Annotated in this window: 28 protein-coding genes and 1 pseudogene; 13 read left to right on the top strand and 16 right to left on the bottom strand. The window is 61.2% G+C overall.

The genetic code is table 11. The annotated features are described in order from the left end of the window. The 4 genes from FV223_RS30080 to FV223_RS03580 all read left to right on the top strand — a co-directional run. On the top strand, window positions 1-448 hold a 448-nt coding region (locus tag FV223_RS30080), incomplete at its 5' end, for a hypothetical protein (protein WP_187276050.1). A 294-nt stretch (window positions 449-742) separates the two neighbouring features. Beyond that, window positions 743-1,165 carry a hypothetical protein gene (locus tag FV223_RS03590; protein WP_147725502.1) on the top strand — a complete coding sequence of 141 codons (423 nt, stop codon included), beginning with the start codon at window positions 743-745 and terminating at the stop codon, window positions 1,163-1,165. 469 nt (window positions 1,166-1,634) lie between these two features. Then, window positions 1,635-3,110 carry a PAS domain-containing methyl-accepting chemotaxis protein gene (locus FV223_RS03585; protein ID WP_187276049.1) on the top strand — a complete coding sequence of 492 codons (1,476 nt, stop codon included), beginning with the start codon at window positions 1,635-1,637 and terminating at the stop codon, window positions 3,108-3,110. 25 nt (window positions 3,111-3,135) lie between these two features. After that, window positions 3,136-3,483 carry a hypothetical protein gene (locus tag FV223_RS03580; RefSeq protein WP_147725501.1) on the top strand — a complete coding sequence of 116 codons (348 nt, stop codon included), beginning with the start codon at window positions 3,136-3,138 and terminating at the stop codon, window positions 3,481-3,483. A gap of 1,255 nt (window positions 3,484-4,738) precedes the next feature. On the opposite strand, the gene FV223_RS03575 is transcribed toward FV223_RS03580, so the two are convergent. Then, window positions 4,739-5,508 (bottom strand): IS5 family transposase gene (locus FV223_RS03575; RefSeq protein ID WP_147725500.1). Its coding sequence is split into 2 segments (ribosomal slippage): window positions 4,739-5,193 and window positions 5,193-5,508, totalling 771 coding nucleotides; the frame shifts between segments, so codons are not numbered across the junction. Window positions 5,509-6,788: 1,280 nt separating this feature from the next. Between FV223_RS03575 and FV223_RS30075 the strand changes: the two genes are divergently transcribed. Both FV223_RS30075 and FV223_RS03565 read left to right on the top strand, forming a co-directional pair. Then, window positions 6,789-7,028 carry a hypothetical protein gene (locus FV223_RS30075; RefSeq protein WP_187276048.1) on the top strand — a complete coding sequence of 80 codons (240 nt, stop codon included), beginning with the start codon at window positions 6,789-6,791 and terminating at the stop codon, window positions 7,026-7,028. Between the two features lie 192 nt (window positions 7,029-7,220). Then, on the top strand, window positions 7,221-7,439 hold the full coding sequence (locus FV223_RS03565; RefSeq protein WP_147725498.1) for a hypothetical protein: 219 nt from the start codon (window positions 7,221-7,223) through the stop codon (window positions 7,437-7,439). A 336-nt stretch (window positions 7,440-7,775) separates the two neighbouring features. On the opposite strand, the gene FV223_RS03560 is transcribed toward FV223_RS03565, so the two are convergent. After that, window positions 7,776-7,955 carry a hypothetical protein gene (locus tag FV223_RS03560; RefSeq protein WP_147725497.1) on the bottom strand — a complete coding sequence of 60 codons (180 nt, stop codon included), beginning with the start codon at window positions 7,953-7,955 and terminating at the stop codon, window positions 7,776-7,778. A 223-nt stretch (window positions 7,956-8,178) separates the two neighbouring features. Between FV223_RS03560 and FV223_RS03555 the strand changes: the two genes are divergently transcribed. The 3 genes from FV223_RS03555 (at window position 8,179) to FV223_RS03550 (ending at window position 10,448) form a co-directional block, all read left to right on the top strand. Beyond that, window positions 8,179-8,823: a ParA family protein gene (locus FV223_RS03555; protein ID WP_246689594.1), complete on the top strand. Its 645-nt coding sequence runs from the start codon at window positions 8,179-8,181 to the stop codon at window positions 8,821-8,823. A gap of 459 nt (window positions 8,824-9,282) precedes the next feature. Then, complete coding sequence (locus tag FV223_RS30070) at window positions 9,283-9,447, top strand: hypothetical protein (RefSeq protein ID WP_187276047.1); 165 nt, start codon at window positions 9,283-9,285, stop codon at window positions 9,445-9,447. Beyond that, the gene (locus FV223_RS03550) at window positions 9,444-10,448 is read left to right on the top strand and encodes a site-specific integrase (RefSeq protein ID WP_246689593.1); all 1,005 of its coding nucleotides are present in this window, start codon (window positions 9,444-9,446) and stop codon (window positions 10,446-10,448) included. The genes FV223_RS30070 and FV223_RS03550 overlap by 4 nt, the downstream gene beginning before the upstream one ends. Before the next feature lie 1,279 nt (window positions 10,449-11,727). Here the strand turns inward: FV223_RS03550 and FV223_RS03540 are convergent. The 9 genes from FV223_RS03540 to FV223_RS03490 form a co-directional block, all read right to left on the bottom strand. Then, window positions 11,728-12,090 carry a hypothetical protein gene (locus FV223_RS03540; protein ID WP_147725495.1) on the bottom strand — a complete coding sequence of 121 codons (363 nt, stop codon included), beginning with the start codon at window positions 12,088-12,090 and terminating at the stop codon, window positions 11,728-11,730. A gap of 4 nt (window positions 12,091-12,094) precedes the next feature. Continuing rightward, window positions 12,095-12,814 (bottom strand): hypothetical protein, encoded by a 720-nt coding sequence (locus tag FV223_RS03535; RefSeq protein ID WP_147725494.1) that lies wholly within the window; start codon window positions 12,812-12,814, stop codon window positions 12,095-12,097. A gap of 1,119 nt (window positions 12,815-13,933) precedes the next feature. After that, on the bottom strand, window positions 13,934-14,197 hold the full coding sequence (locus FV223_RS03520; protein ID WP_147725506.1) for a hypothetical protein: 264 nt from the start codon (window positions 14,195-14,197) through the stop codon (window positions 13,934-13,936). Window positions 14,198-14,199: 2 nt separating this feature from the next. After that, complete coding sequence (locus FV223_RS03515) at window positions 14,200-14,964, bottom strand: Crp/Fnr family transcriptional regulator (RefSeq protein WP_147725491.1); 765 nt, start codon at window positions 14,962-14,964, stop codon at window positions 14,200-14,202. 871 nt (window positions 14,965-15,835) lie between these two features. Then, entirely contained in the window at window positions 15,836-16,018 is a 183-nt protein-coding gene (locus tag FV223_RS03510) for a hypothetical protein (RefSeq protein ID WP_147725490.1), read from the bottom strand. Between the two features lie 231 nt (window positions 16,019-16,249). Continuing rightward, a complete protein-coding gene (locus tag FV223_RS03505) occupies window positions 16,250-16,669 on the bottom strand; it encodes a DUF5681 domain-containing protein (protein WP_147725489.1) in 420 nt (139 codons plus the stop codon). Between the two features lie 3 nt (window positions 16,670-16,672). Further along, window positions 16,673-16,960: a hypothetical protein gene (locus FV223_RS03500; protein WP_147725488.1), complete on the bottom strand. Its 288-nt coding sequence runs from the start codon at window positions 16,958-16,960 to the stop codon at window positions 16,673-16,675. After that, window positions 16,957-17,493 (bottom strand): hypothetical protein, encoded by a 537-nt coding sequence (locus tag FV223_RS03495; protein ID WP_147725487.1) that lies wholly within the window; start codon window positions 17,491-17,493, stop codon window positions 16,957-16,959. The genes FV223_RS03500 and FV223_RS03495 overlap by 4 nt, the downstream gene beginning before the upstream one ends. Continuing rightward, the gene (locus FV223_RS03490) at window positions 17,481-17,792 is read right to left on the bottom strand and encodes a hypothetical protein (protein WP_210247495.1); all 312 of its coding nucleotides are present in this window, start codon (window positions 17,790-17,792) and stop codon (window positions 17,481-17,483) included. Before FV223_RS03490 ends, FV223_RS03495 begins: the two co-directional genes overlap by 13 nt. A 118-nt stretch (window positions 17,793-17,910) precedes the next feature. Between FV223_RS03490 and FV223_RS03485 the strand changes: the two genes are divergently transcribed. From FV223_RS03485 to FV223_RS31475, 3 genes are all read left to right on the top strand, one after another. Further along, entirely contained in the window at window positions 17,911-18,264 is a 354-nt protein-coding gene (locus FV223_RS03485; protein ID WP_147725485.1) for a hypothetical protein, read from the top strand. 1,098 nt (window positions 18,265-19,362) lie between these two features. Then, window positions 19,363-19,986 (top strand): hypothetical protein, encoded by a 624-nt coding sequence (locus FV223_RS03470; protein ID WP_147725484.1) that lies wholly within the window; start codon window positions 19,363-19,365, stop codon window positions 19,984-19,986. A 119-nt stretch (window positions 19,987-20,105) separates the two neighbouring features. After that, window positions 20,106-20,285, top strand: a complete 180-nt coding sequence (locus FV223_RS31475) for a hypothetical protein (protein ID WP_246689592.1) — start codon at window positions 20,106-20,108, stop codon at window positions 20,283-20,285. Here FV223_RS31475 and FV223_RS03460 read toward each other — a convergent pair. From FV223_RS03460 to FV223_RS32360, 5 genes are all read right to left on the bottom strand, one after another. Continuing rightward, window positions 20,273-21,775 (bottom strand): helix-turn-helix transcriptional regulator, encoded by a 1,503-nt coding sequence (locus tag FV223_RS03460; protein WP_147725483.1) that lies wholly within the window; start codon window positions 21,773-21,775, stop codon window positions 20,273-20,275. The two genes, FV223_RS31475 and FV223_RS03460, sit on opposite strands and share 13 nt — an antisense overlap. Window positions 21,776-21,960: 185 nt before the next feature. Beyond that, window positions 21,961-22,353, bottom strand: coding sequence for a hypothetical protein (locus FV223_RS30065; protein WP_187276046.1), 393 nt, complete (start codon window positions 22,351-22,353; stop codon window positions 21,961-21,963). Between the two features lie 807 nt (window positions 22,354-23,160). Continuing rightward, a complete protein-coding gene (locus tag FV223_RS03450; protein ID WP_147725482.1) occupies window positions 23,161-23,592 on the bottom strand; it encodes a hypothetical protein in 432 nt (143 codons plus the stop codon). Window positions 23,593-23,597: 5 nt separating this feature from the next. Beyond that, the gene (locus tag FV223_RS03445) at window positions 23,598-24,191 is read right to left on the bottom strand and encodes a recombinase family protein (RefSeq protein ID WP_147725503.1); all 594 of its coding nucleotides are present in this window, start codon (window positions 24,189-24,191) and stop codon (window positions 23,598-23,600) included. A 230-nt stretch (window positions 24,192-24,421) separates the two neighbouring features. Next, complete coding sequence (locus FV223_RS32360) at window positions 24,422-24,553, bottom strand: hypothetical protein (protein WP_281407435.1); 132 nt, start codon at window positions 24,551-24,553, stop codon at window positions 24,422-24,424. A 667-nt stretch (window positions 24,554-25,220) separates the two neighbouring features. Here FV223_RS32360 and FV223_RS03435 point away from each other — a divergent pair. After that, window positions 25,221-25,671: pseudogene (locus FV223_RS03435) on the top strand (PQQ-dependent dehydrogenase, methanol/ethanol family); the annotation flags it as partial.

Below are 25,671 nucleotides of genomic sequence, written 5' to 3'. Positions count from 1 at the left end.
CCTGCACACCTCGAACCCGCAGACTGGCCCCGTTACCCGCGCCATCGCGGCGATGCGCAACGACGAGCCCGTCCCGCCCCGCCGCGGCTTCCTACGCGGCCTGCTCTCGCTGCCCCTGATCGGCGGCGGCGTCACGCTGATCGGCAGCCCGTCTGCAGTGGCCGAGCCGCTGACCCTGCCCCTGATGAGACGCTACGTCGCCTTCCTCGCTCGCGAGCACGGTCACGCCCATGACGAGCTGCTCGGCATGCTGAGCCCAGAAGAACGGTACTACAGCGGGCACTACAGCCCCCTCTTGGCCCCGATCGCCCCGCTAGCCGACAAAATGCTCAGCCACTGGCCGACAGATGCCAGGGCCGATGCCATGGTTACGGCTGCCCCACCCTCGACGCGGGCGGCCCTGGTCCTCAGCACGATCGGCGCCGACTGGCGGGAGGGCGGCCGATGAACGGTCCCTCATCCCGTCGCGGCTTCCTGCGCGGCCTCACCGCGCTCTCGACCTGTTCGAATCGCCCTCGCGGCTCCCGCGGTCCTTGCGGCGGCACCGAGCCCCGACGCCGACCTGATCCGGCTCGGCGCCGACCTGGACAAGGCCCTGGCCGGCTTCCTGACGCTGTGCGAGCGCAAGGCCGAGCGTGTCGCCCAGTTCGAGACGATCAAGCCGGAAATCCCGCCCGAGATCGTTCGTCCGCGCATCACCGGCCCGGCAGGGTGGTACTTCCATGGGGAGGCACCACCCAACGTGGACGGCGAGCCCTGCCACAGGCAGTTCGACCATCGCGTGATGATCCTGTGGCCATGGGAGGCCGTGCAGAACACGAAGCGGTACCACGACGGGCGCACCCGCATCTGCAAGCACCATCGGCGCCTTCGGACCTCCTGCGAGGCCTACCATACCGCCCATCTTGCGGCGCGCGAGGCGGCTGGTATCCCGATTGTCGAAGATGCCCGTTTCCATGCCGGGCGCGATGTCATGCAGATCGCCTTCGACATCGCCGCGATGGATGCTGCCACGATCCCCGGCCTGGCGGTCAAGGGTCGGGCCGGCCTCGCCATGCAGCAGGTCTGGAGCAGCGATCGTGGAGGCAGCTCGATCGATTCCTCTTACAGGAAGCTGCTGCAGAACCTCGTGGCACTTGGGGGCAGTGAGTCAAAGGAGGCTTGATCCCGTTCAGATCCTGTCGTCTCGCGACCGGTGGAGCAACAGCACGCCGGTCCTTTGCTCCATCGGCCGTGCTGGTAGCGCGGCCCTTCTACATGTACCGCAACAACCTGCTCAGTTTGCGTTGCTAATGAGACGGGAACGCCACCACCTTTGGCGGATGCGTCGGGCCATGGTGCGGCAAGCTCGGATCAGCGTGGGTCGCGGAGGCGGGCGCTTCCTCCTCTACTCCACCCAGCGGTGGCTGACCTACCAATCATCCTAGATAGTCTCGCAAGGGCCTCCAATTTCGGTGATGCGCAACTGAAACCATCAAATGCAGTTTCCGATCTCGTTATTATCAATTGATTGGTTTATCGCAGAATTTTATGCTGATGGCAATTCCGTGATGGGACTATAGATTAGGGAATTATTGATTATAATCTGGCATGACAGGCGGAACAGATCCAATCTATCCGCATGGAGCCCGCCGGTGCGCTTGTTCGACACCCCCTTACGCGCGTTGTTCGACAGCATCGACCGCTCACGCGCCCGCATCGCGTTCGCCCCCGATGGTACGATCCTCGATGCCAACGCCAACTTCCTCGGTCTCGTCGGTTACACGCTGGCCGAACTGAAGGGTCAGAACCACCGAAACCTCGTCACGTCGTCGGAGCGCGACGCACCGGCCTATCGCGCGTTCTGGGACGCACTACGCCGCGGTGAGCCGCAGACCCGTGAGTTTAAGCGTGTCGCCAAGGACGGTCACGAGGTGTGGATCCAGGCAACCTACAGTCCAGTCCTCGACCGCGCCGGTCGGGTCAGCAAGATCGTCAAATTCGCCTCCGACATCACGGCGCAGGTGCAGCGCGCGATCGACCAGGAAGGCCAGCTTGCCGCCCTCAACCGCTCGCAGGCGGTCATCGAGTTCACCCTCGACGGCACCATCCTGACCGCCAACGCCAACTTTCTCGACGCAGTCGGCTACCGGCTCGACGAGATCCGCGGTCAGCATCACAGCTTGTTCGTTGATGCGAACGAACGAACGGGAGAAGCCTATCGCAGTTTCTGGGGTCAACTCGGACGGGGCGAGTTCGCAGCTGGCGAGTTCCGCCGCATCGCCAAGGGCGGTCGAGAAGTCTGGATCCAGGCAACCTACAACCCGATCCGCGACCGGGACGGCGTGCCGATCAAAGTGGTGAAGTTCGCGACCGACATCAGCGCCCAGGTGCACGAGCGGCAGCGCTGGATCGAAGCGCAGCACGCGATCGGCACCGACCTCGATGCGATCGGGCAAGCCGTCGAGAATGTCACCCGTCAGACGGTCGAGGCGGCTGGCACGGTGGGGCAGGTCTCGAACGACATCCAGTCCGTCGCCTCTGGCGCTGAGGAGCTCTCGGCCTCAGTCGGCGAGATCAGCCAGCAGGTAAGCCATGCTGCACGGATGGCCGGACAGGCGGTTGAGCAGGCGCAGCGCACGGGCAGCATCGTTGCGGGCTTGAGCACCCAGGCGGCGCAGATTGGCGAGGTGGTGACGATGATCCAGGGCATCGCCTCGCAGACCAACCTGCTGGCCCTCAACGCCACCATTGAAGCAGCCCGAGCTGGCGCCGCGGGCAAGGGTTTTGCCGTGGTCGCCTCCGAGGTGAAGGCACTGGCCGAGCAGACCGCCAAAGCGACCGATCAGATCCGCGGACAGATCCAGGCGACGCAGACGGCTACGCGCGAGGCCGTGGACGCCATCGGCTCGATCCAGGCGACGATCCGCTCGCTCGATGAGGTGTCGGGCGCCATCGCCGCTGCGGTCGAGGAACAGTCTGCAGTCACGCGAGAGATGTCGGGCAGCATGCAGACGGCCGCGCACGGTGTGACGACGATCGCCAGCAGCATGGAGGACATCGCCCGGGCGAGCGAGCAGGTCGATGTTGCGACCCGGCAGGTACGCCAAGCCTCGCAGGCAGTCGCGTGACCCCACCGAGATACGAGACGATCACATGAGCGCGACTGTCATTCCTCTCAAAGGCCGGTTCAAGCCGCCGATGATGAACATCCGCTCCAACGCCGTCGAGAAGGTGCTGACAGCCAACGCTGCAAGCGCGTTCTATGACGGTACGCGGGTCCGGCTACTGCTCGATGGTTTGCGTACTCAGCAGGACACGTTGCTCTCGGCGATCGAGAACCTGCGTGCGCCCTCGTTGCGGGCGCATCCAGACCTAGGTCGCCACACTGCTGCCCTCGAAGCGGCGTCTATCCAGGCGTTGGCGGAGATAGGGTTATTGATCCGGTGCGGTACAGAGCTGCTGCGCCGGCTGGAGAATACTGGCGTACAGAAGATAAACTAAACTACTTTGCCACTTTTTATATTAAAGACGTTGTGCCGTCATGCCCCAACAACCTCGTGACCTTTCTGATGTACGCGAAAGTCTAGAGCGCATCGCTCGCGCCCTGGATCAGCCTATAGTGGCTCTGTTTGATGCGGAAGAGCTGAACGCTCGGACAACGGAAACACTCGCTCTCACGCGAGCCTTCGACACCATTGACGACCGACAAGCCCGCGCCCGGTGCCTCGCGTTCGTAACTGCTGAGGCGGAGCGGGAAGCGCGCACCTGACACCATCGAGTGGCTGGGCAGTCGCTTCATACTGCACTTCACCCGGCGCTAGCTGGCATGCCAAGCTGAAATTGCCGTGCTGCTGGGCAAGCCAAAGCGGGGCAACGTGGCGGAGTCGCGAGCCGTCCTGGCGGGACAGGATTGAAGGCCGCTCAGGGTGGAAGGTAGAACACCCGCTTCTAGCCGAAAGGCCACGGTCCGCTAAATACTCGATGCGGACGTTCGGCCCGGGCACCCGTCAGATTTCTACCCCTAGGATGGACGAGGATGGCTCAGGGTAGGCGGGGCAGCCAAAAGGATGGCTAGGGTCCGCTCGCAGCTAGAGGGTCTTTTGGTACTCCTGTTTGCGGCTGGCGCATTGCAGCTCATGCCTTGGACGGGTGCGGACGACCCGGCCGAGATGGCGTTCGTAGCCGCTTTTGTTGCAACGGTCGTTGTGGTGGGTCCGATTTGGTGACGTCCTGGGCCCTCAAGCGACTGCGTATCCTCGAACGCGGGCCGCGTACCTACAACCGTTGGGATGCAGCTAACGCTTGCCTCACGGCCCGTGGATGGGTCACCGAGGCTCCCTGTGAGGGCCATCCGGGTAAGCGCTTGATCACAATCACGCCCGAAGGGCGAGCTGTCTATGTAGCTGCACTGGCGGTTCATGCTGAACGCCGGGCACCTTCACTGTTATGACCAGAACGGCAGCCCCGTCCTCTTCGGTGCGGCCGCCCACTCGGCGGTGGCAGGTAACACCGAGAGCCGGCGGCCTTTCTCAACGGGGCGTGGCCAGCACCAAAAGCATCACAGTCACGCCGGTTGCAGGTTGTGGAGAGCGGCGAGGCGCAAATTCACCTAGTCGGTCAGATCGAGCAGGGCTTCCACGTCACCGGGTGAGGCGTCGCAAAGGGGGCAGGCAGGCATCGTTGATCGTAATACTACCGCGCCCAGCGAACTGTCCCATCCCTGAGGGTCAGCTTGTAAGCCCGTGCCTAGGGCGTGTCATCGCTTGAGCCAATCGAGGGCGGCTGCGAGGGAGAGGATGCCCATGAAGCTGACGGCAGTCTTCTCGTAGCGGGTGGCGATGGCACGCCACTCTTTGAGCCTGGCCCAGAGGCGCTCGACCTGGTTACGGTTGTTGTAGATCCAATCCGGGCAGGCCACGGGCGCTTCGTGGCGCTGAGGCGGGATCGCAGACCGAGCGCCCATATTCCAGATGTGTTCGCGAAAGACGTGGCTGGTATAGCCGCGGTCCCCCACGACCCATTTGGGCACCCCCGGCAGTTGGTCGAGCAGGGGAACGGCGTGAGGGAGTTCATGGGCCTGACCGGGCGCCAGCCGGAAGGCGATGGCGCGGCCCTGCCCGTCGGCGATCACGCAAGCCTTGGTGCCGTACCCGCCACGCGAGCGGCCAACAGCTTCACGAGCGTCTCGCTCGGCTGCAGATCCCCCCTTTTGGCGGCTCCCGCCGCCTTTTGGTGCGCCCGAACGTTCGTGCCGTCGAGGAACACCATACCGAGTTGGACACCGCGCTCCTGCACGAGGTGAAGAAGCCGCTCCCAGACGCCGGCACGCGACCAGCGGATGAAGATCTGGGCAGCCCGCCACCAGGGTCCCAATTCCTCGGGAATAGCTCGCCATTTGGCTCCGTTCTGATGCCGCCAAAGGATGGCCGAGAGCGTGCGCTGCAGATCCTGAGGAGGCGTTTTGGCCTTGGGCCGGCAGGCTTCGACCAGGGGCTCCAGATCAGTCCATTGCGCGTCGCTCAGCATCGTCCCTCCTCCATCAGAGAGACGAAAACGCAAGCCCAGCCAATCTGTTCAGGCGACGACAGGCCCTAGTCGCTTCGAAGAAGGCTTCTACATGCTCGCGCATACCACGCGGGGATACGCGGAGGCGTATACGAGATGGGACGGGGGCGGTGCGTTTCACCAGGCTTAAAAGGGCGTCGTAAGCCTTCTTGATGTTCGTGGACGACGGCTCAATATCAGCGTGAACGAGTGCACCGGCAGCGGTATGCCAAAGGGGCGCCTCGATGCTCTGTAGTGCCTCGTCAATGCCGTACCGATGCAAGGCGGAGAGACCCGATGGGACATCATTTATAAGTGTGACACCGAAGTCTGGGCGATTAGGGTCAAGCCAGACAACCACGGCATTCTCAAACGGCTTTGACATCAGGATCACATCCTCCGTCGCTAAAACCGATTTCTCAATACACGAATTCACCCTCAGGTTGCGCTCACTAGTTGGGTGTGTAGTTTCTCGGTTAAGCTTTAGTAACCATCAAATGTGGCATTAAGGAGAAGCTACGCGTTTGAGTCGATAGTCATCATCTGCTTGACGGACCATTTTATCCACCCATCGTACCAATGCCAACGTGGCACTGCTTGACATGGTGGTGCCGCACTCCCCCGTAAGTGTGATCTCGGGCTCAATCGCACGAACATTTATGCGGTTAGACGCGCTGCTTTCCGCGGCCCCCGCGGGCGTCATCTTCGGCGGCGGGAATGCCCATCAGGACACGTAAGGGGTTCGTTCGCACCATGCGGATCTTCCCCGATACAGGCCCGCAGCCAATGCAAACCGCATACGTCCAGCGGGACCATAAATTCTCGTTCTGCCGATCGACCCCTTGCTGTCTAATCCGAGCCTTCTCGATCAATGCTCGGATCTCAGCGGCCTTTTCATCACCGACAGATTTTCTCTGCTGATCCGTTACGGAGGGCTGCTGGGACTCCTGCGCCATAACAGGCGCTACAGCTACAATCATCCCGGCAAAAGCCAGCGAACTTGCACGCATAGGTTTCTCCTGCCTTCTTGGCTTTGATCACCAAACCGATGACATGACGGGCCAGAAAATAGGAAAGTTTCACCCTTCGCAAAAAACCAACAATTATCAATATTTTGTGTGCCGCTAGGTTAGTAGAAATCTTTTCAGGATCGGCTTAATATGGAGCCGACCGACAGCAGTCGTGACTGAGGAACGATCGGATCGTGCCCGTGGTTTCCTGCCGTGGCACCGACCCGGTGCTACAGCAAGGATCCGGCACCGATGACCAAGACCCGTCTCACAGCCTCTGCGATCGCGGCCGCGGCCTTCGGCGCCGTCCTGATGTCGGCCGGCGCCGTCTCCGCTGCGACGCTGGCGCCCGCGCCGAGCCTCGTCCAGCCCGAGGCCCCGACCGTGCAGGTGCGGATGAGCCGTCGCTCGATGATGCGGCACCGCACCATGCGTCGCTCGATGATGCGTCGTGGTGGCGGCCGGACCATTGGGACGAAGAAGGGGCTCTAACCCACAGCTCGCCGGTTCAATTCGGCGCTAATCCCCGCGGCAAACCCATCAGATCAGCCCGCTCGGTATCAGCCGCAGCGGGCTTCTTCGTGTGTTCCATTCCGGTAGCATAGAGCCACATCGTCGGCGCTGATCTCTTCACCCTACACGCAGCCGCTGTGAACCTATCTGGTTGCCAGAAGTAGCTATCGTATGACCGACCTCGTGCCACCGTCCTTGGACTATGCGGCGCAAGTGAAGGACCCTCTCGCTCGGTTGTCGCTCGCCGATTTTGTGAAAGGTTGGCGCATGATCGTCGGCGAGCCGCCCTCGGTCATGCTCGACGATCGATCCGAAATGATCAGGCACCTGCTCGAAAGTGTGCCATCTGCCGTTCTGGACCTAGCAGCTGCTCTCCCTGTGGCCGGATAGCTCGTCGAGATGAGTCAATCTTTCAGCCCGCCCGGCACAAGCTGCGTCGGGCTTTTTGTGGCCTTATGTAGGGAAAGCACCAAGGAACGAAGCCTGCAGCTCAGCAAATTGCTTGGCTTGATTGAGGCCGGCAAGAAGCGCCGTTCGTTCTTCCCGATAGGATCTTGGGGCCCTCACGGCTGGACCGTGCTCTCGACTAATCAGCTAGACATAGCGCCCTGGATGAGGGTCGTACGGGAGGACAACGACGCGGCATCCGCCGGGAAGCGTGGCAGGCATCCCGATACGGTGTCACACCTAAGCGTGGCTGTGAAGTGCCCCCGCCGACGGAGTCGCTCACTGTGCCTGCTCCGGTTCAGTTAGCAGCCCAAAAAGCTGTGCCAGCGCAATCAGTTCGACATCGCTGCACTCATGGCCATCCACGAGCCACAGGCCAAGGTCGTCGCCCGGAGGCTCGACGTTCCGACCGATCGCACGGAGGGCTTCAGCGGCTTCACGAGATGAGTTGTCTGTCATTCCCGATCCCATGCCGGCCGAGCGCATCCACGACAAGATAGGACGTCCACGGTGCTCGCCGGGCGGCCGCACCATCGCAGCTCGCCCGGCTTACGCACCTAACGGCGGCGTGGCGATGACCATGAAATGAGTGATAAGGCTCCTTTAACCATCCCAGTCGAGGCTGGCGAACTGAGCTACGGGCTGACGCAATTGCGTCGTTACGTAAGCACGCAATGAGGCAATGATGTACGTCGTGGTGGTGGCGAGCCAGAAGGGCGGCGCGGGTAAGACATCGCTGATGCGAAGCCTTGCGGTGGCGACGCACCAAGCGGGACATCCAACCGCCCTTCTCGATACAGATCCGCAAGGGTCTCTCACAAGTTGGTGGAACCGCCGGGAGGATCAGCAGCCGGCGCTTGTCCGGATCGAGGTCACAGATTTCACAGCTGGCGCGGCGCGGTTGGCTGAGGCCGGGATCGAGTTCCTGTTCGTCGACACCCCCCCCTCGGTCCGTCCGGAACTGCGCACGCTACTCGGACACGCCAGCCTCGCTGTTGTACCAGTCCGCCCCTCCCCCGACGATCTTGACGCGGTAGGTGACACCTTGGCGCTGATCGAGGACGCGGGGTGTCCGTTCGTCTTCGTACTGACACAGGCGAAACCGCGAACCCGTTTGCAGATGCAAGCGGTGATGGCTCTTGCGAAACATGGCAAGCTCGCACCGACCGTGATCCACGATCGAACCGATTTCCCGACCGCCGCAATCTCGGGACGGGCGGTGACGGAGCTTGAGCCAGAGACGACCGCAGCGCGAGAGGTGAAGGAAGTGCTTGAGTACGTAATGGCGCAACTGCGTAAGGACGCAGGCAAAGGGAAAAGGCGTTAAACATGGCCGGGAAACAGACGCTATCTCTAGAGGGATTGATCCAATCGAAAGGCGCACCACGGCCGACTGACGTCCCGCAAAGGGGGGAGGGTAACGCGGCCTCGTCGACATCCTTGGAGCCAGCGCCGCCCATCCCCCCGTCTCCTAGCCGGAGCATGTCGGCAAGCGAACCCCGCACGAAGTCGCTCACACTTCGGCTTTCGGAAGGCCAGTACCAGCGCCTCCGCCGGTTTGCCTTCGACCGAGGCGCAAGCCACCAGGACGTGATTGAGGCGGCGCTAATGGCCCACCTCGACAAAGAGAACGGCTAATTGGTTCAATCCATGCCTACGTCGTTACGTAAGCACGTAGCTGCTGATCGGCGTGCCGACGCACTTGCTAGCCAGCCACCCCAGCTGTAACTTTCGATAACGGTCATTCTCGAAAGTTTGCAGCGGTGATCGACGGCGGCAGCTCCTGATGTCGATCGGCGTGTTCGGAGGCTTCCTCGGCTTCCTGGCCTACGCCTTCGCACCGACCGACGGGCTGCTACCGCTCAATCGCATGCTGCTCGGCCTGGTTTGCGGACTCGTCGTGATTTGGACCCTGGTGTTCGTGATCCAGGCCTGGGGGGATAAACCGTGATCTTCGAAGATGGTCCTGCGCAGCTAGTCCAGGCCGAAACATCGCTACCCGCCGAGACGGCTGCGATCGTTCGCGCCTATCAGCGGGCGAGCAAGGCCGACGCAACGGTGCGCGCCTACACGGGCGACGCAAAGGTGTTCCAGAACTGGTGCACCCGGTACGGCTTCCGGTCATTGCCCGCCATGCCCGAGGCCGTGGCAGGGTTCCTTGTCCACGAGGCCGAAGTGGGGCGGTCCACGTCCACCATCGGCCGGCGGCTTGCCGCGATCCGGTATGCGCACAAACTCGCCGGCCGGCCGGACCCAACCGACGACGAGGGCGTGCGGGCGGCGTCCAAGGGCATCCGGCGGCGGATCGGCACGGCCCCCATCCAGAAAGCCGCCGCCACCGCCGACATCATGGCCGCGATCCTGATGCGGACGCCCGATACTCTCACAGGCAAGCGCGATCGGGCGTTGCTGGCGCTCGGGTTCGCCGGGGCCTTCCGGCGGTCCGAGCTGGTCGCCCTCGACGTGGCCGATCTCCGCGACCATCCCGAGGGCCTACGTGTCATGGTGCGGCGGTCGAAGGTCGATCAGGAAGGGCAGGGGTTCGAGAAGGCCATTCCATATGGCCGCTTCATCCGCCCGGTTGCCCTGGTGCGAGAATGGCTCGACGCCGCCGGGATCACGGATGGCCCCCTGTTCCGACCGGTGTCGCGATCGGGGAACGTGCGCCGTAGGGGTTCGGCGGAGGACACGGGAACCCAGCTCTCTGAGCCGCGCCTTACGACACAGGCGGTCGCCGACATCGTGAAGCGATACACGGCGGCGGCTGGGCTCGATGCCTCGACGTTCGGGGCGCATAGCCTCCGGGCCGGCTACATCACGTCTGCGGCCGAGCGCGGCGCGGACCTGGCCCGCATCATGGATCAGTCCGGGCACCGCGATCCGCGCACGGTCGTCGGCTACATTCGCCGGGCGAACGCCTTCAAGGGGTATTCGGGGAGCGGGTTCCTTTAAGTGCAGGTTCAGCCTGACAGGCGTGTTCCGGGATGAGATTGCGCGCCTCAAAGCGGATCGTGATGCACGGCACATCTCATACACGGAATAGGCGGAATGCACGGGTGCAGCTGTGCGAGAAGACGTCACGTTCAGCCCGGATCAGGAAGCTGCAGTAGCCTATCGGACGCATTTAGCTCGACACTTGGACGGAAGCGAGATGACACCGCGCCAGTTCGAACGCGAGAGTGCTCGTACCCTGGAACGCGTGAAGTCGGGTGAGCCAGGGGTCTACCCCCTCCAACCTCGGCAGGGAATGGGTGCGCGATTTAATTACTGTCGCATACCTGCACATTAATCCGCAGCAGGATTAAAACTTCACAGATAGTTAGCAATTGATCATACCGCCTCAGATATTTTGTCTAGCCTACGCTGACCGGGGTTCCGGTGAAGATACTATCGACCGGTGCCGTTGGTTGTTGCCCCCCCCGATCCAGCTGACGGAACCGCGTTTTGATAGCGTCGGCAAGGTTCATCTACTATGTCTTTCAGCTTCATATTAGTTTCATCCTACTGCATGGTAGCGGCTATAGTATTCGCTGCAACGATCTGGCCTTAAAAATCGATCATCTCTAAAGGCTTCGTTTTAAGTTAGAGCGAAAGCGGCATAACCCATATTTTATAAAGGCAGATAACATGCCGGGAAATGAATATCTTATTGCTGGTTTGGCGATCATGACCCTGATGGTGGTCATTGTAGTCGCATCTGTGCTCCGGGGCAGAGTAGCGAAGTCTAAGGGCGATCCTGAACGCTCAAGCTTCGTAAAAGATCATGGTGAGGCACCACGGCCAAACCGGCCTGGCACAGAACACTGATAGTCGCAAGGAAGATATCTATGCCGCGTTATTTTATATCGACGTCAGATCAAGCACAGGTACATGAGAAAGAAGGGCTTGTTCTTTCCGGACCCGACGAGCTGGCACAAGTCTTACGGCAGACACTGGCGGCAATGCTACACGATGGAGAGAAAAATCGAGGAAGAACCGTTTTTACGGCAAACGCTCACGACTCACATGGCGATCGCATTATGGATGCCAGAGTCACTATGATGGCGCGCGAACTGTAGTGATACTTCGTCTCCATCTAAGTATTTATTATCTATCTTTATTCTGTGTTATAATTCTTTCGAATATCTGCGCGATGCTAATTGAAATTAAGCCTACATTATTCGACGATCCAGATGGAGGTAGTTCGGGTTGAAGCTGCAGAAGGCCTATCGATTGATTTCGTGATGCGATTTCAGCTCCATAGTACGCTGAATGTTCGTTCGAAATCTATTAGCAAGGTCCGATTACAGAAGCTGTGAATAATTGGCCCATCCAAGGTATCTTCACGCATTTTTATCGTTTCGGTCGATTCATCATAACTAAAAGTTAGACGTCGATCTCCAAGGGTGGTCGTGAGAATAGCGTTTCTGCCGTCTGCATTCTGGGTCATTGTGGTCGAACCTGGCACCCCGCGCCACATGATCCCCCCGAGAAGGGCAAGGGTGATTGCTCTCATCTCCAAAGCTTCACCTTGAGACTGAGTGATAACGCTCACCGCATAACGACGTACCGCATCGAGGTCGGACATTTCGGATTGGGGACGTATCTGCGCCATGGTGCTAGTCCTGGCTGGCAGTGATTTTCGTGCCACCCGTCGAAGTTGCCGAGTAGCCACCCCACCCCTCGGTCGAGACCGGCGACGTACCGCCCCAGCCTTCCAAGTCCCAGGTCGCGACACGTTGCTCCACGTCGACTGAGACATGGTCCTTTAGAATGCCCATTACACGTTCAACCTCCGCCTCCTCGACGTGGAGGTTCAGCATCGCTCCTCCGCCGGCCAGCTTCGCGCAGTAAGATCCCCACGCCGCAGCCGGTAGACCGATTTCGCGAAGCTGTCTGTGAAGCACGCCGTCGGCAGGGGTCGGCTCTCCAGGCTCGCTGCAGCCGACCGGAGGTATGGTAGGGCAAACGATAAGCCGGATCGCCCCCTCGGGGATGCCGGATGCGATCAACGTGCCTTTCGCCGACTGCGCATCGTCGCGGCTCCCGTACAGCGCGCTGATACCGAAACTCATGGCATCGCCTTCGATATAAGGGGCGCTTGCGTCTGCTTGATGCGGAGAGCCATTCTCGGCCTCGATCTCCGCTCGTGCAGCTGCGATGAAGTCAGCACGTTGGTCCTCGCTCAGAAAAAAAGCTTCGCTGAGCGGAGGCTCATCCGCAGCGCCGGGGGCACCCCACATTCGATCTCCCAAACCATTGTTTTGGAAGTTGCGCTTGGCGCGCGCGAGCACCGCGATTTCGGCTACATCGGTCGTCGTCGTCTCGGCCGATTTCATGGGTTGGCCCTGCGTACGGCTGGCTGCGGATAGGCTGGATTACCGCCAGGCACACCACTGCTGTTCGCAGATGACGTGACATCCGATCTGCCGCTTTCGGACCCGGTGATCTGCTTCCGCGACGCGGCTTGGCTCTGGCTGGCGTAGTCAGGAGGGGAGTTCGCTCCCTGCCAAATCATTAGCCCAGCCAAGGAAGTGAGCATCAATCCGACGCTTACGATCAAGACATAGAGGGCTGGTCTGCCACGCTTGCCCTGGCGGCTGTCCTGACCAGAGGTATGTTCCGTCACCCGTAAACCTCGCTCGCCCAAATATGATGGACGTAGAAACAGAACAGGCAGCGTGATCGAGAGGTCCAGACCTGCGACCTTATGGGTTCGATAAACAAATCATAAGTGATCAAAAAATATGATTTATCTAGCGAGCTTATAACCAATTGACGAGATTGTCGCGAATGGGCGGTACAAAGCCGAAAATCTTCCCCGTGACATTTATGGGACGAACGCTTGGCTCGCCTGGTATGAAGGTCTCATCACTTAAGATGCCAGATCCTGTCGAATTGATCGTTTTGACCCAGCAGCTTGCACAGCTGGCGGCATGCAAAACCCGCCGCGGCGAACCGGGCGGGTTGAAGGGTCACGGCAGACTGATAGTGCCGAAGATGCTACCTTCCACCACCGCTACCGGTCGAGCCTAGGCGTGAAGGCTGCCCCTCGTTGCCGGAAGCCGCCGAGTCGTCTGAAATTCCATCCTCGGCGCTTCCAGTCGGCGAGTGGGTAACTGCTCCCTCCTCGCCGGTCGAACCTGGCTGGCGGGTCACGACATCAGGCACGCCGCGCGGCCCGACCCCACCCGTACTCGCGGGCACATCCTGATACTGGGCGAAAGCAGGTGTAGAGAGCCCAGCCGCAACAGCAGCAGCGAGCAAAATTTTAATCACTGTAATTCCAGACAATGGAGATGCGGCAGGAAAATCTTGAAGCGTCTGACAACAGGCGCTGTACGCGATTGAGCCCGCGACAGTTTAGACATCACAGTATGGTGTTTGATGACGATCGTTAGTGCTACTTCGCCTGTCCTGCTATCGTGCGAACTTTTGCAGCGCCAATCCTGCTTCAGTCATGGCTTTCGGTGCTGGCGCAGCCATCGCGTAGCCTCCTCTAGCGTGGCGAAGATCGGCGCCGAGATCCCGAAAAGTCGTCCGAAAGCTGCCTCCACGAACCAGCCGTTGCCCATCTCGTGGTCGGGGGTATCGAGACGCACCAGCACGGCAATCAGTAGGCCGTTGGCCAGGACTAGACGCCCTTCCCGATCCGGGCTGCCCGTGTCAACTAAGATCGACTGCAGCACAAGCAACGCCTCGACGTTGTCGCGCGCATTCATGACTAACTTTCCCGAAGCTTGTTCAGCCATGGCTCGCTCCGGCGTGCACCCCAACGCGTGTTCTTGAGATGGAGGTAGTTCGGTGTAAAGCCGCAGAACGACTTGAGCTGCTCGACATCATGGATCGTCAGAACCCGCCGTTTGATCGTGATCAGGCCGAGATCACGAAGCTCGCGAAGCGTACGGTGCACGTGAACGGCGGACAAGCCCATTGCATCCGCAAGCTCCACCTGCGTGAACGGAAAGGGGTAGCTGTCGTTCGTGACTTTTCCCACCGCATCGAGCCGAACCAACAGTTCGCAGATAAGATGAGCGATACGCTGCACTGGCGTACGGCCACCAAGGTTGACCAGCCATTCTCGAAGTACCGCCTCATCGACAAGACCGCACCACCAGAAGGCCCGCGTGATCTGCGGATGGGCCTGGGTAATCTCCTCGATTGCCTGACGCGGAATGTCGACGACATGGCACGCGGAGATGGTACCGATGTTGTGGTCCATTTGATCGAGGATAAATACGTTGAGATCGCAGAAGTCTCCTGGAACTAGGAGAGCCATGATCTGGCGTTTACCGCTTGGCAGCACCTTGTAGCGGCATGCAAGACCATCAAGGATCAGATGGACGTGCTCGGGTTCGTCGCCTTCTCGGACGAGATCGACCCGTGCACCAACCTGCCGAATGCGCGGCGCCAAGCCATCCAAGGCCCGGCGATCGTCATCCGATAGGTCTTCGAAGCCTTCCAGCTTCCGGGTCAGTACCTGCTGCATCACGCCTCGGTAGAACTCAGTCGAAACGACTATGTCGGAGATCCAATATCTCAAATCATCATTTGATGTAAACTTTGCTTTAAGACTGCATTTTTTCTACACCATGCATCGTTTGCAATCTTTCGGGTGCACGTAGCTGAGGGTTCGTGCCCCCGCCCTTCTCGGAACGAGTCTGTGGCACAACTCCGACAGTCCACGTGCCGCGCCGCCCGCTCGTCTGCCGACATCTCCGGGCCGGTGACGCAGAGCACGCCGTTCGTGACGATGCCGAGGCCATCGGCGACCCAGGCCCGCCCGTCCTCAACGTGGATGTCAGGCCCGATGCCTGGCGGCCTATCGGTGAGGATCATGGTCGGCGCGCCTTCGTAGGACCACTCTCGATGCGGGAGAGGCGACGGCGGAGATCCCCGGTGCTCAATGGAAGCTCCCGTCGCGAAGCTCGTGAACGGCAGTCCATTCGTCGGCCGTCAGAACCGACGCCGGCAAGGTGAGAACGGGGCCGGACCGGGTGGCGCGACCATCAGCAACCCAGGTCCGCCAGTCCATCACGGCCTCCGCGGTGACGCTCTCGGGATAGCCGCCGAGGTTGCAGATCGCGGTGATGCGGCCGGTGCTCTGGCTGCTCTCGATCCGGTCGAGACGACGGCGGAAGGCATTGGTCGTCGTGGCCGTTCGGTGCCTCCTGGCAGGGGTGATGCGCGAAGGATGAGAAGCGGCCAGCCGAGCCGGTATGTGCCCGCGACCATGCGCTCAGCGATCTGCCGCTCGCGACCGTCGTCACTCTGCGGCCTGATAAGGATTGCGGACATCGGGCGCTCACCGTGCCCTTGCCTCGTCTCGATCCGGCGAAGGCGCGAGCGGAGGTTGATCGTCATGGTATCAGCCCTTCGCGCTGTAGAACGCTGACCGCCCATTCGGCCTGCGCCTCGTCGGGAGCCTTCAGCCAAGCGATGAGGCCCTGCAACTCGTCGTCGGTGAGGCGGTGCGTGCCGGGCTGCCGGTCGCGGTGACGACCCTCGATCTTGGCGAGCTGTGCTTCAGGGGTAGCGCGCATCGAAGCCTCCCGTATCTTCCTCGATCAGGATGGCGAGGGCCGTATCGCCGGCATCGCCCGTCCCGCGCAGGTGCTGGGCCGCGAGGGCGAGACTGCCGTGCTCCGCTCTGAGATCGCCGTAGGCAGCCCGGACGACGGCCTAGAGTTGGGCATCGCTGGCATAGGCGATGTCGCCAGAGAGCCCGTGACGGCTCTCGATCTTGGCAAGGCGCCGGCTGACGGTCGGATGCGTCATCGGGTCGATCCCTCTTCGAGACGTGCAAGCCGCTCGTGGATGTCCGTGACCTCGATGGCACGGACGTGGGCATCCACGGCCTTGCCGATGTCGGCAGCCTCGGACGGGGTGAGTTCGCCGGCCGCGATGGCTTGCAGAAGGGCGTGCGTGGCTTTCGGTAGGTCGGCGGTGGTGTCTATCGCCGGTAGGTCGAAGATGACGTGCCGGTCCTTCCGCACAGGCGCGAGCCGGTCCAGGCAGAGGCGCAGTGCAACTGTGTCGCCCTCGCAGGCGAGTTCGATGGCTTTACGGGTCAGGGTCTCGGCCTCGCCTTCCAGCAACGCCTCCATGGCGAGCATCGTGCGGTGCCGCGTACCCTTCGCCTTGCCGGCTGGGTTGCCGAACTGGCCGGGCTCGAACTTGCCTGCCGTGGTCATGGCCTATCCTACCACGCCATTTTCATAGACAGAACCTATGGCACCTGTTCCCTCATCGGGGTCTGCAAATGCAGGTGGAATGCAGGTCGAGGTTGTCGGATCGGGCTCGGCTCGGGGATCGAGGAATGCCGCCTTCAGCCCGGCGGCGAGGCCGTGGAGCGCTGCCGCAGCGGCCTGCTGCCGAACCTCTCGTGCGTCGTCGCGGACCTCGATGGTAACAGCGGCCGTCATGACGGCTTGGCGCGCGGCCTGGATGCCGGCGGCGAAGGCGGCTTGTTCGCGCGGGGTCATGCCGTCTTTCTCTGATCGGCGCGGGCCTTCTCAGCGACAGCGTGTAGGCGCTGAACAACGCCGGACAGCCAATCGGCCTCAGCATTAGTGAGAAGGCCGAGGCGTGCCCATTCCTTAAGACGCCTCCGCTCCTCCTTCGTCAGGATGCGACCGCCCTGTGCCTTGAGGAACGTCCAGTCGAGCATGAGGGCGTGCTGCGCGACGGTAGTCCAGGGCTCGACGCGGTCTTCCCAGAGCTTCATGCCCCAGGCTCGGGCAGGTGCTTCTGGGGCCTTACCAGCGTCGTCGCGAGCGGTCGTCGCTTGTGCTGCCTCGGCCATCATGTCGGCGAAGGTGGACAGATCGAAGGGACGGGGGCCGCTGGATGGTGCCTCAACAGCAGCGGCGAGGGCATGCCAGTCGAGGCCCGCGGCACTCAGCGTCCGACCGATCGCACGCACGGTGGCGACAACCTCGCCGTCATGCTCGCTTCCGAGCCGCGGCAGGAGCTTGGCGAGCTTCGTGGCGATGTCCGCTGGGATCACGAGCGCCACCCAGGCAACCCGCCCCATGCGGCAGCGAGGATCGCCTCGCGCTCGGTGGCCTTCTCTGGTGCTGCGGCGTGGATGCGGCTGGCCACGTAGTCGAGCGCATCGCCCCCGCCACCAGCGGTGATCAGCTCCTCGCCCTTCCGCCGGATCGCGGCGGTAAAGGCCTTGGCGGCCGGCGAGCCGACCTGATGGCGTTCGGCAGCGGTCAAAAGCGACAGGATCGCGGTTTCGGCTGCAGCGACCGTGCCGCCGATCGGCGGATCGAAGGTCTGGGTCTCGGTGTGGTCGCGAGGCGATAGCATGGCAGAGTCTCCCGGACCTATTTCTAGAAACGGGTTGTCGTAGTAGCCGGGTCCAATAATCATCGCCGAGGTGCCGGACGATCTCGGCGACGGATGATTGGCAGATCGGAGTGAGTAAGTGACGGGTCGGATTTTGGAGGACGCGGAGCTGCAGCCGCTGCTCGCGACAGTGATGAGGCCGTGGGTAGCGGCGATCGAGACTGGTACGCTGGGCATGCGTGAGGCGGTGATCTTCGCAGCTTCCAGCACGGCGGCGAGCCTGAAGCGGCGCGTCGTCGTACCACCCTGGCTCGACATGACGATCGCCGAGGCTGTGGTAGCGTCTATCGCCTTCGCAGAAGCCCTCGATAAGCGGGATGCGAGGACGCCCGAACCTCGCGCAGCGGCGCTCGCAGCACTGATGGTGGTGATCGAAAACCTGCGAACAGTCGAGCCGAGCGACGAAACGCGCGCGCTCGGGCTGGGGTGGTGAGCACGTCGCATTAAGGCGATCGGCCCTGAAGCGCGGTCTAGAGCGATAAGGGGGCACCAGTGAGGCCACAAGAATGTGTCCTCTGTCTTAAAGGCTTCGATTTCCAAAGCATCAAATGCTTGCACATCAGTGTTTCTTATCAGGCAAGTGCATCCTATCCGAGGACGGCACAGGCTAATTGATATGACGCTGACTATTTCGACGCAGGGTGCCGTTCCAGCTTTCGGCTCAATCAGGTTCCAGGATACGGCTAAGCTCTCGGTAGCGAGAGCTGAGTTTTGGAGGGGCGTTCCCGTCCTCGTCACCTCAAAGGTCCAGCTTGCACAGGGGCAGGATGCGGAGACCCGTCGCGCTGTAATTGGGTACCTGCGCGATCTGGAAGCGGTCGCACGATCAGAATGCGAGTGCCGTGAGACGGTGCAAGTGATCGCGTCAGGGCGCCGGCTGCTTGGGGACAGGACCGAGATGGCCTCAGGAAACGGCCCGTTCAGTCGGACTTGAGCCAGAACGATACTCATGACCGCCATCCCGGCAACCCGCCCCATGCCTCTGTGAGCGCCGCTTCGCGCCCAGCCTGATCTGGAGCGGCCTCGACGACCTGGCGCAACACTGCCTCCATCGCCTCGGGCCCGCCTATTGCAACGGCCTCCTGTCCCTGGCGACGGATGGCCGAGCGGTACGCTTTTAGGGCAGGTCCGACCTTTGGTCCGCTTTCCATCGCGCTCAGGATGGCGATCAGAGCGACGGCGATAGGCGCAGTCTCACGCCAGGGCGGCAGCGGCGCCCCATCGGCAGGCTCGACCTTGGAGGGCTGAAGCTGGTCGGGAGGTGGTAGTGAAGGGTTGCTTCATCAGGGTTCCTTCCGGGGAGCATTCGGTAGCAGCGACAATCGGGTCAGTAGCGGCATCAACCCCGGTCCCTGGTGGGATTTGAAAACAATCAAACAAAATCAAAGCCGCTGCACTTTCAGTTTTAGCGCCTGCCAGAGTGCAGGCTTTTTCCCCTGGGAACCGCAGTTGATTGATCCTGTGAAAAGCGTAGGAGTGTACGTGGGTGAGCTAATGTGTGGTAATATGTTGTTTGAACAGGTGCCCACCCATGACAGTAACAGACGACCAACTGGACCGCTCGAAGCGCCCTCCTCCTACGGAGCGAGAGCAACACGCCATCAAACGGGCCGCTGAACGCTACCGCGCCCGAACCGAACCTTTCGCCTACGGCAACCAAAGCGGCGAGACGAACAAGCTCGACTGGCGCGGCAAGCATGACGACGATGCGGGCCACCTCCTCACAACGATCGACACGTTCGGTACGGCCTCACCCGAGTTTGCACAGCACAACATCGGCCGTGTGGCGGCCGTCATGCGGGAGCGTGGGGAAAAACTGCCCTCCGATATGGCTTTGAACGCCGGGCTGGCCGCCGTCAGCGGGATTGGCCCCCAGAACGAGGTCGAAGCGATGTTGGCCACGCAGATGGTCGGCGTGCACGAGGTCGCGATGGAGATGCTGACCCGCACCAAGCTGGCGGACACGACCGATGCGCTGGAGCGGTACGGCGCCCTCGCGACAAAACTGTTGCGCACCTACACCGCTCAGGTCGAGGCGCTGGCCAAGCTGCGGCGCAAGGGCGAGCAGACCGTGCGGGTGGAGCACGTTCATGTCTACCCAGGCAGTCAGGCGATCGTCGGCAACGTCACCCAGGGGGGGAGGGACTCACGATGAAAACAGACACCAACCTCATGCACCCGAACGGACGTCAGGGAAACCAGCCCTTGCCGCTCCTGTCGGCGCCTCGTTGCGGGGCACGGACACGAGCCGGGAGCCCGTGCCAGTCACCAGCCGTGGAAGGGAAGAAGCGCTGCCGGATGCACGGCGGCGCCCACGGCAGCGGCGCACCGCCGGGTAAGCGCAACGGTGCCTACCGACATGGGATGCGCACGCACGAGATGATCGAACTGCGGCGTGAGATCAGCAAGCTGACCCGGATTTCGCGAGAGGCGATCACCGCTTATCGCTCCTGATCACGGACTTCGCGCATCAGCTCGCGCAGACGACGCTGCGCCCACTCACCAAGGCGGTGCCGACCGCTCTCCACGTTCGCAACGTGCGGTTGGCGACAGCCGAGCCTGGTCGCCAGAGATGCTTGAGAGAGGCCGAGCGAGCGACGCAAGGCACGGATCTGATCGCCGACGACCACGGAGGCTGGAAGATCGAGGAACAGGGCCAGCTGGAAGGAAGGAAAGGAAGAGGGAAACAACCACCCCGAGGGCATCTGTGGAACTGTAACGGCAGAAATGCTGACGCGGCAAGGCTTTGGCCGCTCAAGTACGAACTCAGCGCTGTCCTCCATGATCTCTGAGACACGGCCCTCGTAACGGCAGGGTGTCAGCATGCTGTCATGGATCGGCAGCGCGGGGATACCAGCCGCGATGCAGCGCTGGAGGGCGCGTATCGTAATCCGGCTGTCGAGGTTCATCAACGCGATGCCTTGATCAGCATGAAGGTATCGGGCGATCGGCGCGTTGCGCCGCGCGAGTGCGTGGAGGAGGCCGGCGGTTTGCGTCCTGGTGAGCGTCCAGATGGATTTCTTCGCCAAGGCTGCGATCGTCCCCTGAAGGGTCCTCGTGTTCAGAGCTACGTTAAAGGCGAGCTTGCCATGCTCGCGAGAGAACACACCGGTCTCGTAGGCATCCCCCTCCAAACGGCATCCCTCAATTGCGTAGAGCAACGAGGGGTGCAGTTGTGCGAAGTCCGGCTCCGCCACTGGTTCATCGTCGATCATGAGGCGTTGGCGCCAAGTGCGAGGCAGGTTTTGCCACCAGCCAAAGGCGCGACCGCCGAGGGCAAACGAGCCTCGGTTGAAGACGCGGTAGAGAACGGGTTCAGTCGGACGATAGTAGGCGCCATCGAGGATGAGGTGATGGCGTGATCGGACCACGCCAGAGCCTGGAAGTTCCAGCCGCAGGGACGCCAAGTTGGCGTTAATCGCTCGCAGCTCTCGCGCTATCCGCGCGGTCGCATCCGTATCGGGGTAATCGACGAGGTTTCCGTCCGTGTCCTTGAGACGGACCAGTCCCAACAGCTCCTGGCGAAACTCAACGTCGACGCATGCTTCCACCAAATTTGGTGCGGCCTTAAAGCGTGACTGCCAGCCCAGCTGGCCGGGTGATGCCCGTTCCTCCTCGATCAGTCCTTGTCGTAGCAGATCCTCGACAGCCGACAGCACGTTTGTGTAGGTGAAGGCTCCACCATTGTAGCGTCGTCGGCCAGCGTAGAACGCCTTGCGGCGCGAATAAGAAACGTAGCGACCTTCCTCGTGGGCAAGCACAGCTTCCGCGATAATACGCTGGCATGCAGTCTCATGCCTTAAATTCCGCGCTGGCGGGAGCACCACCGACTGGATCCGTTCGTCGATCCGCGGACGCCAAAGGAAGGTGAGGGGACGATCGCGTTCGGTAGGGGTCCCGGTGTATGGTTCGATCGGCCACGACCACTCATCCGTCTGCGCCATTGACCGATCTCAGAGAGCGTATGCGGTTTGTGCTCCTAGCTTAGTCCGGTCTTTCGTTCACGTCTTGTTCTATATGGCGGCCTGTGGATATCTCTGGGCCATTCCTATGCCTCCGATCGTGCAGGCAGCAATCGCACGCGGCTTCAGCCCTAACGTCCGTGCACCATCTCGACGCCAGTAAGCTCTTACAAAAAAGGATAAATCCCTCGAAACAGATCTCTCATTGCCCGCCTACGGAACAGCGTCCGGCAGCGCCGATGGTGGTGCTCTGGCCAGTCGTGGTTGATGTGGCAGCGCTGGCAGAATGCCGTCAGATTGGAGTCGGCGTTGTTACCGGTATCGTGGTCCCAATGGGCTGATTTGATGTCGTGCCGATCCATCGTCGGATGCCCTTGCTTACTGCCCGCACGCCCGTCGTCGGTCGCGTCCGGCTGGCAGGCTGGCAGGCTGGCAGGCGTGTGCGTGTAGCGGATCGCAGCGCAATGCTGGCCGAGGGTTGATGCCGACCGCCCGGCTTCTGCCTCGTGAATAAGTAAGCCCGCCACTGCCTCGGGCGTCGCCGACAGGGATCTGAGCATGCGTGGGCACAGATGCAGCCCAACGCAGCAGATAGCCTCGTTAACTTATTTACAGTTAAGACAACATTCACTTGACATATGAATTATACACGATCTGTGTGCAACATGTCATATCCACATCTTATTCATACGCAGACGTAAGGACTTATGTCCGCGACAGCATGCAACGCATAGCTCAACATACTGCTATGCATGAAATTGTATTGCTGTTGCACATATAGAACAAACGAAGTTCCATAACTGTCGTTTTGCATTCCATACTGTGCGTTATGCGAATAAGACTGATAATCTCGAGATTGCTTAACTTAGTTCTCGGTTTGAGTCTGGTTTTCAACTGCGATGGAGTTGACAGGAGCAAAAAAGGTTCACGCCAGGGCGCGGGACCGACATTTCGTGAATACGCACTGCGCGCCAAGCACCGTCCTATGCTCTCTCATGCCGGAGGCTGCATCCTGCTCTGGCCTCTCATCAGCTTTCGATAGGCTTAGGACGTGAGCTTTTGTCCCACACATACCCATCAGGCTCAGGGTGTGGGCTTTTGTCCCACACAGCCCCGTAGTGCTGGCGCTTGATGACAAGATCGAGTGGCCCTCGCGTCGGCGCATCCAGGCCCGAGGGATCCACCATGATCCGATGCGCTCGTCCGACGCTCACTTTGTTATCCGATGAGTTCGACCAGCTACTCGGCCGCGGTCGACAGCGTTGAAAGCCGGCACTGGGACTCCGCCGGAACCGACCCACGATACCAAAGCCGAAACGCCGAAGCACGCTGGACGGCCACGGAAGATCAATGAGCTGTTTGAGAGATCAGGGGCGCGCGTAGTGCCCTCGAAACAGGTCGCCCATGGCTCTGCGTCGGAAAAGCGTCCGCCAACGGCGGCGCTGATGTTCCAGCCGGTCATGGTTCATGTGGCAGCGCTGGCAGAAGGCCGCGAGGTTCGCGTCGGCGTTGTTGGCAGTGTCGTGATCCCGATGGGCGGTGGCCAGCACCACCCGGGTCGAGCGGATGGCGCCGAGATCCTCGATCGTCGGCAGAGCTCGGAGCGTCCGTCCCTGCCCGTCACGCCAAGCGCCGACCGCGGCATCCCACCATCGTCCATCGCTGAGGCAGTAGACCGTCCGTCCATTCGGCCGGCCGCAGGTCTCACACACCCCGCCCGCGCGTTGGAAGCGAACCGTCGCTGACAGCTGCGTCCAGTCGATCGGGTAGAAGTAGCGGTGCTCACGCCGGATCGGCATCGGCGTCAGCTGGTCTTGCTGGCAACCGTAGCCTGACTGCCGGCGCGGGCCTGGGGGAAGTAGCTGTAGAAGGTGTCCCGGCTAATCCCAAGACGCTTGGCGATCGCCGCGATCGAGATGGTACCAGTCTGGAGTAGGGCGCGGCCGACCTCGATGTCGGCCTCAGTCAGCTTCTTCGGGCGTCCGCCCTTCCGGCCGCGAGCCAATGCCGCTTTCAGCCCCTCCATCGTGCGCTCACGGTTGAGGTCGAGGAAGTACTCCGCCATGGCCCCGTGCATCTGCAGGGCGAAGCGGCCATGGGCGGTGTCGCTGTCGAACTGCTCGGTCAGCGAGCGGAAGTGGATCTCCTTCAGGCGCAAGCTGTCGATGGTGCGCATCATCTCGACAAGCGATCGGCCCAGGCGATCGAGCTTCCAAACCACCAGCACGTCAGTGGGTCGCAGGTAGGCGAGCGCCGCCTCGAACTCCGGGCGCTTGGTCCCGGCCTTGCCCGACTTCTTCTCCTCGAACAGCTTCTCGCAGCCGGCCTTGGTCAGCGCGTCACGCTGGAAGTCGAGGTTCTGGTCGAGGGTGGAGACGCGGGCATATCCGACGAGCATGTCGGGATAGTGATTCAACAGCGTTTAATCCGCAATAGAAAACCAGTCATATTTTCCCGACAGAAACGGAGCTGTTTCAGGTAGCAGAGCGATGGCCATCGGTTTCAGTCGGGAAAACGGTCGGATATCGGACATACGAACTGGTAGGACAAACGTCCGTGTTGGGTGGAAAGCGGAAGGGCAGCTCTTGGAAACGCTGGCACGGAGAGCTAACCCATCCGCCATTCGCTTCAATCCCGGTTGAACTTCGGCACCAGTAGCGCTGAGGCCCAATCTATGAAGGCGCGGGTGCGCGATGAGGAATGACGGCCCGCCGGATAGAGGACGTAGACCGGGCTCGGCTCCGGCGGCGTGTCAGCCATGACCTCCACCAGGGCGCCGGTTGCCAGCTCATGGGCGACCCGACAACGCTCACCGCGTGGGGCGCGTCCGTAGCGGCGGACCATACTGTGTTGGCCGCGGTTTCGTCGAAGTGTGTGCATCGACGCTGTTGGCGGTTCTTCGGCATTGCGAGCACGCGGGCGGTGGTTGCGAACTTCCGCAGTCTACACCACGGGGAGAGGCTTCCTGTGGGGAGGATCGCGCGTGTGCAGGTACCAGGATCGGTTCAGCTACGGCGTCCGAACTAAGAACTACTACTACCATCAATAAGCATTTTTTCCGATAACGCCGGTCGTCTGAGATGCAAGCAGAGCCCCGACCCCATCATTCAAAAGCATTTGCATGGCGTGCACGTGCCAAAACGACGCGCAACCACAATCATAGGCTCTTTGGGGCGGTTGGACACTTGCATTTTTATGCTGAAGCGAAGATAACACTAATACAACTAAACCGATAAAAATAATTAAGTATCAAAAATTATAAGACACTGGTGACTTTGTGCTTATAATTATCGGTTGTACGGAGCTGATGATCTTCAGCATAGTCTAACCGTCCCAAGGCGTGCCTCGCGTAGTCAGTACGCCGGCATGCCATCGCTGCGGCCTATGCGAAGGCATTCCACATACGACAATTCCAAAGGTCACAATCATGCGCAATGCAATAATGGCCGCGACTCTGGTCCATGGAGGGCTGATCTATCCAGCTCTCGCGAACGACGATCTGATGAAGCATTTGGCGAACCCGGCCGAGCAGGTGCTGCAGACGGTCGATTACGCCAACACGCGCTATTCGAAGCTCGACCAGATCAACGCGGGCAACGTCAAGAACCTCCAGGTGGCCTGGACCTTCTCGACGGGCGTGCTGCGCGGCCACGAGGGCTCGCCGCTCGTCGTCGGCAACATGATGTACGTCCACACGCCGTTCCCAAACATCGTCTACGCGCTCGACCTCGATCACGACGCCGTCATCGCCTGGAAGTACGAGCCCAAGCAGGACCCGTCGGTGATCCCGGTGATGTGCTGCGACACGGTCAACCGCGGCCTGGCCTACTCGGACAACGCGATCATCCTGCACCAGGCCGACACCACGGTGGTGTCGC

It is taken from the genome of Methylobacterium sp. WL116, assembly GCF_008039455.1.
Lineage (GTDB): Bacteria > Pseudomonadota > Alphaproteobacteria > Rhizobiales > Beijerinckiaceae > Methylobacterium.
Note: the sequence above shows the minus strand (reverse complement) of the source record. Positions and strands in the feature narration are given on the sequence as shown.

Excerpts from the sequence above, each read along its gene's own strand:
- FV223_RS03580 (WP_147725501.1), top strand. The coding sequence starts at position 3,136 with ATGAGCGCGACTGTCATTCCTCTCAAAGGCCGGTTCAAGCCGCCGATG.
- FV223_RS30075 (WP_187276048.1), top strand. The coding sequence starts at position 6,789 with ATGACCAAGACCCGTCTCACAGCCTCTGCGATCGCGGCCGCGGCCTTC.
- FV223_RS03565 (WP_147725498.1), top strand. The coding sequence starts at position 7,221 with ATGACCGACCTCGTGCCACCGTCCTTGGACTATGCGGCGCAAGTGAAG.
- FV223_RS03560 (WP_147725497.1), bottom strand. The coding sequence starts at position 7,955 with ATGACAGACAACTCATCTCGTGAAGCCGCTGAAGCCCTCCGTGCGATC.
- FV223_RS03555 (WP_246689594.1), top strand. The coding sequence starts at position 8,179 with ATGATGTACGTCGTGGTGGTGGCGAGCCAGAAGGGCGGCGCGGGTAAG.
- FV223_RS30070 (WP_187276047.1), top strand. The coding sequence starts at position 9,283 with ATGTCGATCGGCGTGTTCGGAGGCTTCCTCGGCTTCCTGGCCTACGCC.
- FV223_RS03540 (WP_147725495.1), bottom strand. The coding sequence starts at position 12,090 with ATGGCGCAGATACGTCCCCAATCCGAAATGTCCGACCTCGATGCGGTA.
- FV223_RS03535 (WP_147725494.1), bottom strand. The coding sequence starts at position 12,814 with ATGAAATCGGCCGAGACGACGACGACCGATGTAGCCGAAATCGCGGTG.
- FV223_RS03520 (WP_147725506.1), bottom strand. The coding sequence starts at position 14,197 with ATGAATGCGCGCGACAACGTCGAGGCGTTGCTTGTGCTGCAGTCGATC.
- FV223_RS03515 (WP_147725491.1), bottom strand. The coding sequence starts at position 14,964 with ATGCAGCAGGTACTGACCCGGAAGCTGGAAGGCTTCGAAGACCTATCG.
- FV223_RS03510 (WP_147725490.1), bottom strand. The coding sequence starts at position 16,018 with ATGCGCGCTACCCCTGAAGCACAGCTCGCCAAGATCGAGGGTCGTCAC.
- FV223_RS03505 (WP_147725489.1), bottom strand. The coding sequence starts at position 16,669 with ATGACCACGGCAGGCAAGTTCGAGCCCGGCCAGTTCGGCAACCCAGCC.
- FV223_RS03500 (WP_147725488.1), bottom strand. The coding sequence starts at position 16,960 with ATGACCCCGCGCGAACAAGCCGCCTTCGCCGCCGGCATCCAGGCCGCG.
- FV223_RS03490 (WP_210247495.1), bottom strand. The coding sequence starts at position 17,792 with ATGCTATCGCCTCGCGACCACACCGAGACCCAGACCTTCGATCCGCCG.
- FV223_RS03470 (WP_147725484.1), top strand. The coding sequence starts at position 19,363 with ATGACAGTAACAGACGACCAACTGGACCGCTCGAAGCGCCCTCCTCCT.
- FV223_RS03460 (WP_147725483.1), bottom strand. The coding sequence starts at position 21,775 with ATGGCGCAGACGGATGAGTGGTCGTGGCCGATCGAACCATACACCGGG.
- FV223_RS30065 (WP_187276046.1), bottom strand. The coding sequence starts at position 22,353 with ATGCTCAGATCCCTGTCGGCGACGCCCGAGGCAGTGGCGGGCTTACTT.
- FV223_RS03450 (WP_147725482.1), bottom strand. The coding sequence starts at position 23,592 with ATGCCGATCCGGCGTGAGCACCGCTACTTCTACCCGATCGACTGGACG.
- FV223_RS03445 (WP_147725503.1), bottom strand. The coding sequence starts at position 24,191 with ATGCTCGTCGGATATGCCCGCGTCTCCACCCTCGACCAGAACCTCGAC.
- FV223_RS32360 (WP_281407435.1), bottom strand. The coding sequence starts at position 24,553 with ATGGCTGACACGCCGCCGGAGCCGAGCCCGGTCTACGTCCTCTATCCG.